Origin of the sequence: Ochrobactrum sp. WV_118_8, from assembly GCF_039631535.1 — a bacterium.
GTDB lineage: Bacteria > Pseudomonadota > Alphaproteobacteria > Rhizobiales > Rhizobiaceae > Brucella > Brucella anthropi.
Window position 1 is genome coordinate 578,767 of record NZ_JBDIUZ010000001.1, and the last position, 15,319, is coordinate 594,085.

The window sequence follows — 15,319 nt, forward strand, 5'->3', positions numbered from 1 at the left end:
AAAGAAAAGTGGGTGGCGCCGAAAAATCGCTTCGATACCCCAATGGGAAAAGCAGGGCATGACCGAACAGAAGATCAGGACGATGGAAGAGTTCGCGGCGGCAAGCGGATTGTCTCGTCCTACGGTCTCGAAATATTTCGACAATCCTGAAAGCGTAAAGCCTTCCACGCGGGCTCGTATCGAAAAGGCGTTGAAAGACTATAATTATCAGCCCAACATTTTTGCAGTCAGCCTCAATCGCAAGAAGCCGAAGAACATCGGCGTTATCGTTCCGCATATATCCGATCCATTCTATGCGGAAATCATTCGCCAGATCGAGATGCGCTGTCTGGCGGAGGGCTACTGGACCATCGTGCTGTCATCTCATGGTGAGCGAAAACTCGAAGCGCGGGCGATGCGCACCTTGATGTCTCTCAAGATTGCGGGTGTTCTGATGGCTCCGCTCGGTTTCGATACGGATGAGAAGCTTCTTTCCAGTCTGTCGAACTCGACGCCTGCAGTTTTCCTGGACAGCCGTATCAGCGACGATCAGCCGTTCGTCGGCACGGATAATCGTCAGAGCATCGGGAATATCACCGAGTATCTCTATCGAACGGGGGAACACCCCTGTTTCCTCGAAATGCCGGCTGTAAACCAGAATGCGCTGGAACGGCGTTCGGCCTATATCGAAACCATGGAAAGGCTTGGCGTTGAACCAATCGTCCTTCCCATAGAAGCAAAGAACTGGAATTTCGAGGAACTGGGCTATCAGGAGGCAGGCCGGATTTTTGATCGCGGCGGGTTTCCGACGCGCACGGTTCTGTGTGCCAATGATCGTCTGGCTTTCGGCGTGATTTCCGCGGCATTCGAGCGTCGGCGCCATGTCGGGCGCGAGGAGGGCTGCGATCTCCGTGTCGCCGGTCATGACGACCATCCTCTCAGCCGCTTCACCTGTCCGCCGCTGACAACGGTTGCGCAGGATTATCGGCAAATCGCGCAACTGGGTCTCGATATGCTTTTCTCGCGGATCAATGCGCAGGAAAGCGGGGCAGCCGTCGAGAAGGAAATTCGCCGTCTCGATAGCCACCTCATCATGCGCGGCTCTGCGTGATGCCACCGAAAAGCCTCCTGAAAGCCGAAATATACACAGTTTTGCCATGCGTTCGCCGCAATTGATGGGCGAAAATACGCCTATTCGCGCAACGTTTCGCGTCTTCTGACGGCTCAAAGCTTCTTTTCGGCACTCTGCTTTAATTAAGGATGCCGTTTGGACTGAAACCAGTCCCTCCCGACCTTTCCGGCGAAAGAATTACTCTGCCGCTCCCTAGATTTTTTCCATGCTCGCCTATGTGGATATGTAGGCAGCAGGGAGTTGTGCGGCACACGGATTGCTGCAAGACTTGCAACCTATATCTGACCATATCTGGCCATATCTGGAATGCCTCGAAATTGGTGAGCGGTTAATCCGCCCGGCTTCCCTGCACATATGACGGGATGCCGGTTGTGCTAGAAGGGGGTAATGTCTTGCTTATCTGGTTAACTTCTATTGTTCTTTTCCTGATCGGGCTTGCGCTCGGCGCGGGAGGCATCTGGCTCGCCGCACTCGGCGGCAGCTGGTATTACATACTCGCAGCGATCGGCTTTCTGCTGACCGCCGTTTTGCTTTCCCGGCGCAGCGCCACAGCATTATGGGTCTATGCGCTTGTCATTCTTGGATCGCTCGGCTGGGCCGTTTATGAAGTCGGCTTCGATTGGTGGCAGCTTGGCGCACGCGGCGGCATCATCGTGCTGCTCGGCTTCTGGATGCTGACGCCCTGGATCAGGAAACCATTGAATAACGGAGCAGGCGATAGTGGTCTGCCGCTGGCAGCAGCCTCGGTGATCGCAGTCGTGGTCGCAGGCTATGCGATAACACAGGATACCTACAATATTGCCGGAGACCTGCCGACGGAGAAGGTTGCTGCAACGCCCGATCTTGGCGGCAACATGCCCGATGGTGAATGGCATCAATATGGTCGAACGCCTTACGGTCAGCGCTATTCGCCACTGGCACAGATAACGCCGGAGAATGTCTCCAAGCTTCAGGTTGCCTGGCAGTATCAGACCGGCGATGTGAAGCAGCCGCAGGATGTGGGCGAAACGACCTATCAGGTCACGCCGCTCAAGATCGGCGATTCCCTTTATCTCTGCACGCCGCATAACTGGGCTATTGCGCTGGATGCGGCGACCGGCAAGGAAAAGTGGAAATTCGATCCCAAGGTCGGTTTCAATACAGACCGCCAGCACCAGACCTGCCGTGGTGTGAGCTACTGGAAAGATGCGACCGCAACGGCTGGAGCGAAATGCGCCGAGCGTGTCTATCTGCCGACATCTGATGCGCGATTGATTGCACTGGATACGGCCACCGGAGAAATCTGCACGGATTTCGCCAATGGTGGAACTCTCGATCTCAGCCACGGCATGAAATACAATCCGGCAGGGTATTACTACTCCACTTCGCCCCCTGCGGTCGTCGGCGACAAGATCATCGTTGGCGGTGCCGTCAACGATAATTATTCGACGGAAGAACAGTCGGGCGTCATTCGCGCATTCGATATCCGTACCGGCCAACTGCTGTGGAACTGGGATTCAGGCAATCCGGATGTCACCACGCCGCTGCCGGAGGGGGAGCACTACACGACCAACTCACCCAATAGCTGGTCCGTTTCAAGCGTCGATGAGAAGCTTGGGCTGATATTTGTTCCGCTCGGCAACAAGGTGCCCGACCAGCTTGGTATGGACCGCAGCGAGAATGTGGAGAAGTTTTCCTCGTCCATCGTCGCTCTCGATGTGAACACTGGACAGCTTCGCTGGGTGCGTCAGACAGTTCACCATGATCTGTGGGATATGGACGTTCCAGCCCAGCCGGTCCTGCTGGAAATCAACGGGGTTCCGGCACTGGTCGGACCGACGAAGCAGGGCGACCTCTATGTTCTGGATCGACGCACTGGCGAGCCGATCATTCCAGTCAGGGAAATTCCAGCTCCGACAGGCGCGATACCCGAGGACCATACTGCGCCGACGCAGCCGATCTCCGATCTTACTTTCAGTCCGCCGCCCTTGCGCGAAAGCGACATGTGGGGTGTGACGATGTTCGATCAGCTCGCTTGTCGTATCAAGTTCCACGAGCTGTTCTATGAAGGCCGATATACCCCGCCTTCGCTGCGCGGAACGATTGTCTATCCGGGCAATTTCGGTGTGTTCAACTGGGGCAGCGTGGCCGTCGATCCGGTGCGGCAAGTCATGTTCGGTATGCCGACCTATCTCGCCTTCACCTCGCGCCTCGTTCCACGCGCGGACATTCCGCCGAAAGGACAGGATGAAAAGGGAAGCGAGCAGGGCTTGAACCGCAACGACGGCGCGCCTTATGGCGTCTTCATGGGGCCATTCCTGGGTCCGCTCGGTATTCCCTGCCAGACGCCGCCATGGGGTTATGTCGCAGGTGTTGACTTGCGAACCGGCAAGATTGCCTACAAACATCGGAATGGAACGATCCGCGATATGTCACCGGTTCCACTTCCGCTGAAGGTCGGCGTTCCGGGCATTGGCGGACCGATGATCACCGCAGGCGGCGTTGCCTTCCTTGGTGCAGCCGTGGATGATTATCTGCGCGCCTATGACCTGACTTCGGGCAAGCAGCTCTGGGAAGCACGGCTTCCTGCTGGCGGGCAGTCGACGCCAATGAGCTATACGGTCGGCGATCAGCAATTCGTTCTGATGGTTGCCGGCGGGCATGGTTCTGTTGGCACCAAGCCCGGCGATTATGTGATCGCCTATACTCTGCCGAAAGGCTGAGCTGGTGATGCGAAAGAAAAGCGCCGGGAGTGATCCCGGCGTTTTATTTGCAGACCTCAAATTTTACCGTGCAGTAACTCGCCTTTGCGTGGAGCCGGGCGTTTGCGGCTTTCCACGCTGTTTTCTGCAAGCTGGTGAATGATCGGGCAATCGGGGCGGTTGTCCCCGTGGCAGTTTTTCGCGAGGTAGCGCAGCGTATCAGCCATTTCCTGCAACTGACGCATCTTGGCTTCCAGCTCCTCGACATGGCCAAGCGCTACCTTCTTGACGTCAGCCGATGCGCGGTTGCGATCGCGCCAGAGCGTCAGCAGTTCCTTGATCTGTTCAACCTGAAAACCGAGGTCGCGGCTGCGGCGGATGAAGCGCAGCGTCTCAACGTCTTTCTGCGTATAGACGCGATAGCCCGAACCGGTTCTCTCGGCAGCTTCAATGAGTCCGATTGTTTCATAATGGCGGATCATCTTCGCCGATATGCCAGATGCTGCAGCTGCCTGCCCTATATTCATCCCGTTCCTCGCTGGCTGGTTATTTGCAAGGATATAGGAATGCAGAGACGTCTTTCAAAGAGGCTTATGCGTTCAGATGGCTCGTCCGGAACGTTTCATGAGGTAATGTTCAATTGCCTGAAGCCCATCAAAGATGAGTATGGCAAGTGCGGCCACGACGAGCCCTCCTTGCAAAACAAAAGCAAGATTGTTGGAAATGAGCCCGGCGATGATGACTTCTCCAAGTGTTCTGGCAGCGACAGTCGAGCCAATGGTAGCCGTTGCAAGGCCGATCACAACGGAAAGTCTGATACCTGCCAGAATAACCGGCATGGCAAGGGGAACCTCGACTTTCACGAGCCGTTGCGCGCTGGTCATCCCCATGCCGCGTGCAGCTTCGACAACCGGAGGCGGCAAAGTCGTTAGTCCCGTCAGCGTATTTTCAAAAATCGGAAGCAGACCATAGAGGAAGAGTGCAATCAGGGTCGGCTTGTCTCCGAAACCGAAGACGGGCACTGCAAGTGCCAGCACTGCAACGGGAGGAAAGGTCTGGCCGATATTCACAAGGCTGCGTGAGAGCGGCAGAAACTCCGCACCCTGCTTTCTGGTAACAAAGATTGCCATCGAGACGGCTACAATCGTGGATGCCAGTGCGGCCAGAGCGACCAGACCGAGATGCTGCAAAGTCAGTGTCACGAAATTTGCACGATCATAAATGACCGGGACGCCCTCATCGACAAGCGGTCGAAACAACGGCTCGAAAAGATGGGGCCGCCACAGAAATAGCAGCAGAACGCCCAGAAGCAGCGCACGCGGAACAAGGGACAGGAACAATTTCATGCCGGACGCTCTGCCTGATGCAGAAGCCTGTCGAGCGTGACTTGTCCAAGTGGCCTTCCATCATGGTCAAGAACGGGAAGGGCTTTGCGCCCTGACCACAGAAGCTCGGCAAGGGCATCGCGTTGCGACGCCGTTACCGGCATTGTTGCACCGCTCGCATCACCGGGCTGGAGCACGGTTTTAAGGTCCATGAGAGAGAGGAGGCGGAAAGGCCGTTCGCCCGTACCGACAAGACGTTCGACGAAATCGGTTGCCGGACGGGCAAGAATTTCTGCCGGTGGACCATATTGCAGCAATTTTCCGTCATCCATGACGGCGATACGATCACCCAGCGATATGGCTTCCTCCATGTCGTGCGTGACAAGGATTATGGTCGTGCCGAGCCGCTTCTGGATCGCCTTCAGATCTTCCTGCGCCTTGGCCCGGATTACCGGATCGAGTGCCCCGAATGGCTCGTCCATGAGAAGGATGTTCGGCCCGGCAGCGAGTGCGCGTGCCACACCGACGCGTTGCTGTTGCCCGCCGGAAAGTTCATGCGGGTAGCGGTCGCGATAGTCTGCCGGTTCAAGCTGGAAGAGGTCAAGCAGTTCATCCACGCGAGCATCGATGCGCTGTTTCTGCCATCCAAGCAGAAGGGGAACCGTCGCTATGTTTTCTGCGACAGTGCGATGCGGAAACAGTCCGTTCTGCTGGATGACGTAACCGATCCGCCGCCGCAGAACATGACCGGGTTCGTCCATGATGCTGCGGCCATCGATGCGGATTTCTCCGTCGGTCGGCTCGACCAGACGATTGACCATCCGCAGGAGGGTCGTCTTGCCGGAACCTGACGTCCCGACAATGGCAGCAATACTGTGGGGTTCGATGGTGAAGCTCACCGCGTCCACCGCTGCGCGTCCGTTATAGCGCTTCGTGATATGGTCGAATTCGATCATTGGGAGCTGCCTTTCCCGGTGATTTCTATCGCTGCATCGAGAATGACAGCAGCCGCAAAGGCGAGGAGAACGGTAGGCAAGGCACCCAGCAGAACAAGATCCATGGCCGTTTGCCCAATGCCCTGAAAGACGAATGTTCCGAAGCCGCCGCCACCAATCAATGCCGCGATGGTCGTCAGGCCGATATTCTGCACCATGACGATACGTATGCCGGTGAGAATAACGGGAAAAGCGAGCGGAAATTCCGTTTTGAAGAGGCGTTGCAGGCGCGTCATGCCCATGCCGCGGGCTGCGTCCGTTACCGGCTCCGGCACCTGTGCCAGCCCTGCGACGGTATTCGCCACGATAGGCAGCAGCGAATAGAGGAAAAGCGCAACGAATGCCGGTGCAGCGCCGATACCACGAATACCGATAGCACCCGCCCAGGGAAACTGCGTGGCGACCCAGCCGAGTGGCGCAATCAAAATACCGAACAGGGCCATTGACGGAATGGTCTGCACGATATTGAGGCTGTTAAGAACGAAAGCCCGCAACCCGGCCAAGCGATGGCAGACAAGCCCCAGCGGAATACCCACTGCGGTCGCCGCTGCAAGCGATCCCAATGCCAACGATATATGCCGCTCCGCTTCGTTCCAGAAGCTGTCCGCGCGGCTTTGATATTCCTTCATGAATGAGATGCTGTCCCAGAGGCCTGAGGAAAGCAGCGCGGCCAGGAGCAATCCTGCAATGACCAGCAGTCCGACCCGTAAAAACGGACCGGCACGCAGCCGGACCAGCCCATCCGCGACATAAAGTGCGCTCGCAAAAAACAACAGCCAAAAGCCGGAAGCCGGAGAAACGCGCGCATATCTGTTTCCTTCGGGCGACAGATATGACGCGGCCAGGCCGATTGCCAGCATGACGGATGCGAGGCAGAACAGAGCCGCGAACAGCCGCAACAAATTGTTGCTGCGGACAAAGCCGATCAGCAGTCCTGCCGCTATGACAGCGGCGAACAGCAGCGCCAATGAGGCCGGCAGGGCATCCAAAAGATAACGAGGCTCGCCTTGAACAATGCGGTTTGCCCGAAAGTTTGCGAATGGCAGAAGCAATCCCGATAAGGCGATTGCCGCAATGACCAGTCCGAGCTTGTCGATATATGCAAACAAGCCCCTCGTGCCATTTGCCTGGATCGTCTGGTGTGTTGCACTCATGCCCGGCAATTATCCGTTATCGCGCTCTCTAATTGAGAAATCCGTTGGCTTTAAGAAAATCCTCGGCAACCGCCTTTGCCGGTTCGCCACCCAGTTGCACGCGACCGTTGAGTTCCTGAAGGGTGGTCAGGTCGAGTTTCTCGAAGACGGGTTTCAGAAGTTCCTCGATCTTCGGATTTTTCTTCAAGACTTCCTCACGGATGATCGGGGCGGGCTGGTAGACCGGCTGCACATGCTTGTCGTCTTCGAGAACGACAAGTCCGGAAGGCGCGATGCCGCCATCGGTGCCGTAGACCATGGCCGCGTTGGCGCCGCTGGTCTGGTTGGCAGCGGCAGCAATGGTTGCAGCGGTGTCCCCGCCTGAAAGTGTGATGAGCTGGTCGGGTTTCAGGGTAAAGCTATAGGCGGTCTGGAAAGCGGGCAGGGCTGCTGCCGAGTTCACGAATTCCGAGGATGCGGCCAGAATGACCTTTCCGCCGCCTGAAATGTACTTTCCGAATTCGCTCAGGTTCGTAAGCTTGTTTTCGTCGGCGACATCCTTGCGCACCGCAATGCCCCAGGTGTTGTTTGCCGGTGATGGTGCCAGCCAGACGATCTTGTTGGCATCGTAATCGAGCTGCTTTGCAGTCTCATAAGCTTTGGCTGGGTCTTTCCAGAGCGGGTCGTCAGCCTTGTTGAAGAAGAAGGCGGCATTGCCCGTATATTCGGGATAGATGTCGATTTCGCCAGCGGTGATCGCCTTGCGAACGACCGGCGTGGCGCCGAGCTGGATGCGATCAGTGGTCTGGATACCATTTGCATTGAGAATGGCCAGAATGATGTTGCCAAGGACGCCGCCCTCAGTGTCGATCTTGGAAGACACGACCACCTGTGCCTGCGCGAGGCTGGGAAACTGAACTGCGCCTGCAAAGAGGGCAAGTGCGATGGCACTTCCCTTGAATAGGTTTCTGTACGACATGCTCATCATCCCATCGCGCTGGTTTTTCCTTGTGAAGGTAAACTATAGCGCCAACGGGAAAAGGAAACCGCCGTTCGACACCCCTCCTGACAGCAGGCTGGCAGGAGGGGTAATGTCAAAAGGCTGGATCAGGCAGCAAAATCGTTTTGCGTGCCGTGTGCTTCAATAGCCTGTGCAAGACGCTGCAGCGCATGGACATAAGCTGCCGAGCGAACCGTCACATTGTGCTGCTTGGCATGGTTCCAGATGGCGCGGCCTTCACGTTCCATGATGGTTTTCAAGCGCTCGTGGATTTCTTCAAGCGTCCAGTAATAGCCCTGACGGTTCTGCACCCATTCGAAATAGGAAACTGTCACGCCACCGGCATTGGCCAGAATATCCGGCAGAACGATGACGCCATTTTTCGCAAGGATTTCGTCTGCTTCCGGTGTCACTGGACCATTTGCAAGCTCGACAATAAGCTTTGCCTTGATGGAAGCTGCGTTGTCGGCATGGATCATGTTTTCCATGGCGCTTGGCACCAGAACATCGCAGTCGGCTGCAAGCAATTCATCGGGAGTGATGGCTTCATGGCCGTTCTTGCCAGCTGTCGAGACAACCGACTTGTTCTGTGCTTTCGCTTCCAGAAGAGCATCGAGATCAAGGCCGTTGGCGCAATAAACAGCACCTGACGAATCCGATACGGCAACGATCTTGTGACCATCGCTAGCCATCAGCTTGGCGATGAACTGACCGGCATTGCCGAAGCCCTGAACCGTGACGCGAAGCTGCGCAGCAAGGCCCAGATCGTGTGACAGATGGCGCACGAGATAAAAGCCGCCGCGCGCCGTGGCATCATTGCGTCCAAGCGAACCGCCAAGCGCCAGCGGCTTGCCGGTGATGACGGCAGGCGAGGACTGTCCGACGATCTGGGAATATTCGTCTGCCATCCAGCCCATGATCATGGAATTGGTGTAGACATCCGGTGCCGGAATGTCGCGATCCGGCCCGATAATACCGGAGAAAGCCTGGATATAGGCGCGCGAAAGACGCTCCAGCTCAGCCTTTGAGAGTTGACGTGGATCGACCTGAATTGCACCCTTTCCGCCGCCATAAGGCAGGTTCATGACTGCGCATTTGAAAGTCATCCAGAAGGCCAGCGTTTCAACCTCTTCCGCGGTCGATTCCGGATGATAGCGGATGCCGCCCTTCGTCGGTCCGCGCGTGTCGTCGTAGCGGCAGCGCCATGCAAGAAAGGATTTGCGAGAACCATCATCCATGCGGATCATCAGTCGCACTTTCATGGTCTCACGTGCATATTTCAGCTTCTCGATGACGTCCGCATCGATGTTGATGTGGCCTGCAGCCTCGTCCAGACGGACAAGTGCACTTTCGAGTAGATTCTCCTTAGTCACGGAATCACCTTTCTTGCGTTTCTTTTATTTTGGACGCGATTTTACGAAAGAATGCGTAGTCCTTTGCGCAATAAAAGAAAAGGGAAAAGGACAATAATGTTGTCCTATTTTACAGAGGCGATTTTTGAAACTGCTTTGCCGTCAGGTTGCAGACGCGGGCCCACTTGTATGAGGTGGGCGAGATGTCGCGAAATGGTGGGCATGTCGTATTTGTGGCGTCTTTTGACGCAAGCCTGCTGTCGGGTTTGAAACGGAAACAATAGAAATATCATCAAAGGCTTCGCTTGTGCCGACAGGGCGCTTGCGGTCGCGAAACTGGTGGTTGTCTATGTCCCGTTTTTCTGCAGCTTCTATTATTAAAAATGCGCTTTCCGGCAACAAGAACTGGAAGCCGCAATGGCCGAATGCCGAACCCAAGGCCGAATATGACGTGATCATCGTCGGCGCTGGCGGGCATGGTCTGGGTGCGGCCTATTATCTGGCCAAGGAACATGGCATCACCAATGTCGCGGTCATCGAAAAAGGCTGGCTTGGCGGCGGCAATACCGGGCGCAACACCACAATTATCCGCTCCAACTATCTCTATGATGAGAGCGCACATCTCTACGAACATGCGATGAAGCTGTGGGAAGGCTTGAGCCAGGACCTCAACTACAATGTCATGTTCTCGCAGCGCGGCGTGATGATGCTGGCGCATACGGTGCATGATGTGCAGAGCTTCAAGCGTCACATCCATGCCAACCGCCTCAACGGCATCGACAATGAGTGGCTGACCAAGGAGCAGGCGAAGGAATATTGCCCGCCGCTCGATATTTCAGCCAATGCGCGCTATCCGGTCGTCGGTGCCACCTTACAGCGGCGCGGCGGCGTGGCCCGTCACGATGCGGTTGCATGGGGCTATGCACGCGGCGCGACGGAGCGCGGCGTTGATATCATCCAGAATTGCCCGGTCACGGCCATTCGTCGCGATGCGTCGGGTCGCGTGACCGGCGTGGATACGCCACGCGGTTTCATCAAGGCGAAGAAAGTGGCGGTTTCCGCTGCTGGCAGCACATCGATTGTCATGGATACGGCAGGCGTGCGTATGCCGCTTGAAAGCTTTCCGCTACAGGCGCTCGTGTCCGAGCCGGTCAAGCCGATCTTCCCATGTGTGGTCATGTCCAACACGGTTCATGCCTATATCAGTCAGTCCGACAAGGGCGAGCTGGTGATCGGTTCCGGCACGGACCAATATGTGTCCTACAGCCAGCGCGGCGGCCTGCCGCTGATCGAGCATACGCTTGCGGCCATCTGCGAAGTCTTCCCAATCTTCACCCGTATGCGAATGCTGCGCAAATGGGGCGGTATTGTTGACGTCACGCCGGATCGTTCGCCGATTATCGGCAAGACGCCGGTTCCGGGCCTGTTTGTCAATTGCGGCTGGGGTACCGGCGGCTTCAAGGCGACGCCAGGTTCGGCGCATGTCTTTGCCCATACGATCGCACGCGACGAACCACACTGGATCAACGCACCGTTCACGCTTGAACGCTTCACCACCGGTCGCCTGATCGATGAAGCGGCTGCTGCCGCCGTCGCGCACTAAGGGAGGTATGATATGCTTTTAATCCGTTGCCCTTATTGCGAGATGGAACGTCCTGAGCTGGAATTCGCCTATGCGGGCGAAGCGCATATTGCGCGTCCAGCCGACCCATCGACACTGACCGATGATGAATGGCGCGACTTCCTGTTCACGCGCTCCAATCCGCGCGGCACCCATTATGAACGCTGGCGGCATATCAATGGCTGCGGCCGCTTTTTCAATGCGGTGCGCGATACGGTGAGCGACAAGTTTGTCACCACCTACAAGGCCGGTGAGCCCCGTCCTGCTTTGGCAGAAACTCCGGCTGCGGAGACGAAATGATGACCGATATGCGCATTCATAACAAAGGCCGTGTCAACAAGACCAAGTCCGTGCGATTCAGCTTCAACGGCAAGACCTATTCCGGTTTTGAAGGTGACACACTGGCATCCGCGCTGCTTGCCAATGGCGAACATCTGGCCGGTCGTTCGTTCAAATATCACCGCCCGCGCGGCATTCTTTCTGCCGGTTCCGAAGAGCCGAATGCACTGATGGGCGTCTCGCGTGGACCAGGTCGGTTTGAGCCGAACACCCGCGCAACGGTGCTGGAACTCTATGATGGTCTCAAGGCCGAAACCCAGAACCATTGGCCGTCGCTGAAGCACGATGTCGGCGCGATCAATGATGCGTTCTACATGTTCTTCTCGGCAGGCTTTTACTACAAGACCTTCATGTGGCCGAAAAGCTTCTGGAACAAGGTTTATGAGCCTTTCATCCGTGGCGCTGCCGGTCTTGGCAAATCGCCGTCCGAGCCCGATCCGGACACCTATGCCAGCCGCTATGCTTTCTGCGATGTGCTGGTTGCCGGTGGTGGACCTGCCGGTCTGGCCGCCGCCCTTGAAGCCGCAAAGAGTGGCGCGAAGGTCATCCTCGTCGACGAGCAGGCCGAATTTGGCGGCTCGCTTCTGTCGGAACCGGAGCCGGTCATCAATGGCCGCGCAAGCTGGGACTGGCTGAACGAAACCATAGCGGCCCTTAAAGCCAATCCGAATGTCACGCTTTTGCCGCGCACGACGGCCATCGGCTATTACCATCAGAACATGGTTGGTCTTTGCGAACGCCTGACCGATCATCAGGCCAAGCCTGCCTCCAATGCGCCGCGTGAGCGTATGTGGCGCGTGCGCGCAAAACAGGTGGTGCTGGCGCAGGGCGCGATTGAAAAGCCGCTGGTCTTTGCAGGCAATGATCGCCCCGGCGTGATGCTGGCTTCTGCCGCACGCACCTATCTCAATCGCTATGGCGTCAAGGTCGGCAATCAGGCTGTCGTCGTCACCTCGCATGACAGCGCATGGCTTGCGGCTTTCGATCTCGCGGTCGCAGGCGTCAAGGTTCCGGCCATCATCGATGTGCGTTCAAGCGTTGCCGACAGCCTCGTCAATCGCGCAAAAATGCTTGGCATTGAAACACTGACCGGCTGGACTGTGACGGATACCGGCGGACGCCATCGCGTGTCGTCGGTCCGCGCTAATCCGGTTTCTAACGGCTCGGTCGGTGCTGCGCGCACGATTGCCTGCGATGTGCTGCTGATGTCCGGCGGCTGGAATCCGAGCGTGCATCTGTTCTCGCACACGAAAGGCTCTCTCGTCTGGGATGAGGCACGCCAGATTTATCTGCCAGGCGAACGCACCGAGGAAAGCCGCTGCGCCGGTGCAGGCAATGGCAATTTCGACCTGCAGGCTGCATTGCGTGAGGGTGCGGAAGCGGGTGCCGCTGCTGCCAATGATTCCGGACACAAAGCCAAGGTATCGGAATATGCGGTCGCCGGTGATTTTGTCTGCGATGGCGTAAGCTGTCGCGAACTGCCAACCGATCGCGATCCGGGCAAGGCCAAGGCTTTCATCGATTTCCAGAACGATGTGACTGCCAAGGATATTCGTCTGGCCGTGCGCGAGGGTTTCCATTCCATCGAGCACGTCAAGCGCTATACCACCAACGGCATGGCGACCGATCAAGGCAAGACCTCGAACATCAACGGTCTGGCCGTTGCAGCCGATGCGCTCAAGCGCCCAACGCCGCAGGTGGGTCTCACTACCTTCCGCCCGCCCTATACGCCGACGACCTTTGGCGCTTTCTGCGGTTACAATCGCGGCAAGCTGTTCGATGTCACGCGCAAGACACCAATCGATAGCTGGGCCGAACAGCATGGCGCAGCTTTTGAGCCGGTCTCACTGTGGCGTCGCGCATGGTACTTCCCGAAAACCGGCGAAGACATGCATCAGGCCGTGGCGCGCGAGTGCAAGGCGACCCGCCAGTCGCTCGGCATGTTCGACGCCTCAACGCTTGGCAAGATCGAAGTGGTCGGCCCGGATGCCGCGGAATTCATGAACCGCATGTACACCAATCCATGGACGAAGCTTGGTGTCGGGCGCTGCCGTTATGGTCTGCTGCTTGGCGAAGATGGTTTCATCCGCGATGACGGTGTTGTCGGTCGTCTGACGCAGGACCGCTTCCACGTGACGACCACGACCGGCGGCGCCGCGCGTGTTCTCAACATGATGGAAGACTATCTCCAGACCGAATGGCCTGACCTGAAAGTCTCATTGACCTCGACCACCGAACAGTGGGCAGTGGTGGCAATCAACGGCCCGAATGCGCGCAAGCTCATTGAGCCAATGGTTGAAGGTCTGGATATTTCCGATGAAGCCTTCCCGCATATGTCGGTTGCGGAATGCACATTCCTTGGCGTGCCAGCGCGTCTGTTCCGCATGAGCTTTACCGGCGAGCTGGGCTATGAAATCAACGTGCCTGCCCGTTACGGCCTGTCACTCTGGAAGGCGCTCTATAAGGCCGGTCAGCAATATGACATCACGCCTTATGGCACCGAAGCCATGCACGTTCTGCGCGCTGAAAAGGGCTATATCATTGTCGGTCAGGACACTGACGGCACGATTACGCCGGATGATGCAAGCCTTGGCTGGGCTGTCGGCAAGCAGAAGCCGGATTTCGTCGGCAAGCGTTCGCTGGCGCGTCCGGATATGCTGAAAGCGGATCGCAAGCATCTCGTGGGTCTGTTGACCAACGATCCGAAGCTGGTGCTGGAAGAAGGTGCGCAGATTGTTGCCGATCCAAAGCAGGCGCTGCCGATGACCATGCTTGGTCATGTCACCTCGTCCTATTGGAGCGAGGCGCTTGGTCGTTCCATCGCCATGGCAGTGGTCTCCGGTGGCAAGGATCGTATGGGTGAAACGCTTTATATGCCGATGCCTGATGGCACAGTGCATGAGGCTGTGGTTTCGGGAATGGTCTTCTATGACCCCGAAGGAAAGAAACTGAACGGATAACACTACAGCTGCATTCTTCGTGATGCCGGGCTGCAAAGAGCAATTTGTCTGCGTTCCGGTGCTCACGTACCTTTAAGTACGCTCCGCTCCGGTACTCGAAAATCACTCTTTTCGCCACGGCCTGACGAATTTGCAACTGTAGTGATAAGGATTGAACCATGCTTGTTGAGACAAAACCTTATTCGAACCGCAAGGTCGTCATTCCCGGTCGTCTGGAAATCCATGCAGCCGATGATGCCGCCCGTTTCATCCTGCGCATTGCCCCGGCAAAACTGGCCTTGGCCGAAAAGGCACTGGGTGCAAAAATCCCGGCAAAGATCGGCGGTTTGATCCGCACGGACGATATTGCCGTTGCCTGCATCGGACCGGATGAATGGTATATCTGGGCTGATGAAGCCAAGGGTGCTGCGATCACGCAGGCTTTCGCCACGCTTTATGAAACAGAGCCGCACAGCCTGACGGAAGTAAGCCATCGGGAAACCGGCATCGATATTTCCGGTTCGCAGGCCGAATGGCTGTTGAATGCCGCTTCCCCACTTGAGCTTTCGCAGATGAGCTTTCCGGGTGCTGCGCGCACAATCTTTGATCACGCCCAGATCATTCTGTTGAAGTGGGATGCCGATCACTACCGGATCGAAGTGTGGAACTCGTTTGCCGATCACGTCTGGACCTTGCTGGAACTGGCCAGCAACGAGGTTTAACACGCAATCCAATTCATCAAATCGAGACTGAAAACGCCGCCCAACCGGGCGGCGTTTTTGCATTCAAAGCCCAAATTCGGTCTTGCCTTCCATAAATCCAT

The 15,319-nt window shown here is 56.8% G+C and carries 12 protein-coding genes; 6 read left to right on the forward strand and 6 right to left on the reverse strand.

All coding sequences use genetic code 11. The annotated features are described in order from the left end of the window. Window positions 1-58 precede the first annotated feature (58 nt). Complete coding sequence (locus ABDF71_RS02700) at window positions 59-1,090, forward strand: LacI family DNA-binding transcriptional regulator (RefSeq protein WP_040128952.1); 1,032 nt, start codon at window positions 59-61, stop codon at window positions 1,088-1,090. A gap of 413 nt (window positions 1,091-1,503) precedes the next feature. Then, on the forward strand, window positions 1,504-3,813 hold the full coding sequence (locus ABDF71_RS02705) for a glucose/quinate/shikimate family membrane-bound PQQ-dependent dehydrogenase (RefSeq protein WP_151614940.1): 2,310 nt from the start codon (window positions 1,504-1,506) through the stop codon (window positions 3,811-3,813). 56 nt (window positions 3,814-3,869) lie between these two features. Here ABDF71_RS02705 and cueR read toward each other — a convergent pair whose 3' ends face one another. From cueR to ABDF71_RS02735, 6 genes are all read right to left on the reverse strand, one after another. Next, window positions 3,870-4,319 (reverse strand): Cu(I)-responsive transcriptional regulator, encoded by a 450-nt coding sequence (gene cueR, locus ABDF71_RS02710; protein WP_010658066.1) that lies wholly within the window; start codon window positions 4,317-4,319, stop codon window positions 3,870-3,872. Between the two features lie 72 nt (window positions 4,320-4,391). Next, window positions 4,392-5,138, reverse strand: a complete 747-nt coding sequence (locus ABDF71_RS02715; RefSeq protein WP_500060988.1) for an ABC transporter permease — start codon at window positions 5,136-5,138, stop codon at window positions 4,392-4,394. After that, window positions 5,135-6,073 (reverse strand): ABC transporter ATP-binding protein, encoded by a 939-nt coding sequence (locus ABDF71_RS02720; protein WP_094514728.1) that lies wholly within the window; start codon window positions 6,071-6,073, stop codon window positions 5,135-5,137. The genes ABDF71_RS02715 and ABDF71_RS02720 overlap by 4 nt, the downstream gene beginning before the upstream one ends. Then, window positions 6,070-7,275, reverse strand: coding sequence for an ABC transporter permease (locus ABDF71_RS02725; protein ID WP_439709642.1), 1,206 nt, complete (start codon window positions 7,273-7,275; stop codon window positions 6,070-6,072). The genes ABDF71_RS02720 and ABDF71_RS02725 overlap by 4 nt, the downstream gene beginning before the upstream one ends. A gap of 19 nt (window positions 7,276-7,294) precedes the next feature. Beyond that, window positions 7,295-8,224: a glycine betaine ABC transporter substrate-binding protein OsmF gene (gene osmF / locus ABDF71_RS02730; protein WP_500060991.1), complete on the reverse strand. Its 930-nt coding sequence runs from the start codon at window positions 8,222-8,224 to the stop codon at window positions 7,295-7,297. A gap of 128 nt (window positions 8,225-8,352) precedes the next feature. Continuing rightward, window positions 8,353-9,618: a Glu/Leu/Phe/Val family dehydrogenase gene (locus tag ABDF71_RS02735; protein ID WP_010658071.1), complete on the reverse strand. Its 1,266-nt coding sequence runs from the start codon at window positions 9,616-9,618 to the stop codon at window positions 8,353-8,355. 328 nt (window positions 9,619-9,946) lie between these two features. Between ABDF71_RS02735 and ABDF71_RS02740 the strand changes: the two genes are divergently transcribed. The 4 genes from ABDF71_RS02740 (at window position 9,947) to ABDF71_RS02755 (ending at window position 15,218) form a co-directional block, all read left to right on the forward strand. Next, window positions 9,947-11,200, forward strand: a complete 1,254-nt coding sequence (locus ABDF71_RS02740; protein ID WP_010658072.1) for a sarcosine oxidase subunit beta family protein — start codon at window positions 9,947-9,949, stop codon at window positions 11,198-11,200. A 12-nt stretch (window positions 11,201-11,212) separates the two neighbouring features. Further along, window positions 11,213-11,518: a sarcosine oxidase subunit delta gene (locus ABDF71_RS02745; protein ID WP_010658073.1), complete on the forward strand. Its 306-nt coding sequence runs from the start codon at window positions 11,213-11,215 to the stop codon at window positions 11,516-11,518. Continuing rightward, window positions 11,518-14,517 (forward strand): sarcosine oxidase subunit alpha, encoded by a 3,000-nt coding sequence (locus tag ABDF71_RS02750; RefSeq protein ID WP_151662972.1) that lies wholly within the window; start codon window positions 11,518-11,520, stop codon window positions 14,515-14,517. Before ABDF71_RS02745 ends, ABDF71_RS02750 begins: the two co-directional genes overlap by 1 nt. A 158-nt stretch (window positions 14,518-14,675) precedes the next feature. Beyond that, window positions 14,676-15,218 (forward strand): sarcosine oxidase subunit gamma, encoded by a 543-nt coding sequence (locus ABDF71_RS02755; RefSeq protein WP_010658075.1) that lies wholly within the window; start codon window positions 14,676-14,678, stop codon window positions 15,216-15,218. The last annotated feature ends 101 nt before the right edge of the window (window positions 15,219-15,319 follow it).

Excerpts from the sequence above, each read along its gene's own strand:
- ABDF71_RS02700 (WP_040128952.1), top strand. The coding sequence starts at position 59 with ATGACCGAACAGAAGATCAGGACGATGGAAGAGTTCGCGGCGGCAAGC.
- cueR (WP_010658066.1), bottom strand. The coding sequence starts at position 4,319 with ATGAATATAGGGCAGGCAGCTGCAGCATCTGGCATATCGGCGAAGATG.
- ABDF71_RS02715 (WP_500060988.1), bottom strand. The coding sequence starts at position 5,138 with ATGAAATTGTTCCTGTCCCTTGTTCCGCGTGCGCTGCTTCTGGGCGTT.
- ABDF71_RS02720 (WP_094514728.1), bottom strand. The coding sequence starts at position 6,073 with ATGATCGAATTCGACCATATCACGAAGCGCTATAACGGACGCGCAGCG.
- osmF (WP_500060991.1), bottom strand. The coding sequence starts at position 8,224 with ATGTCGTACAGAAACCTATTCAAGGGAAGTGCCATCGCACTTGCCCTC.
- ABDF71_RS02740 (WP_010658072.1), top strand. The coding sequence starts at position 9,947 with ATGTCCCGTTTTTCTGCAGCTTCTATTATTAAAAATGCGCTTTCCGGC.
- ABDF71_RS02745 (WP_010658073.1), top strand. The coding sequence starts at position 11,213 with ATGCTTTTAATCCGTTGCCCTTATTGCGAGATGGAACGTCCTGAGCTG.
- ABDF71_RS02750 (WP_151662972.1), top strand. The coding sequence starts at position 11,518 with ATGACCGATATGCGCATTCATAACAAAGGCCGTGTCAACAAGACCAAG.
- ABDF71_RS02755 (WP_010658075.1), top strand. The coding sequence starts at position 14,676 with ATGCTTGTTGAGACAAAACCTTATTCGAACCGCAAGGTCGTCATTCCC.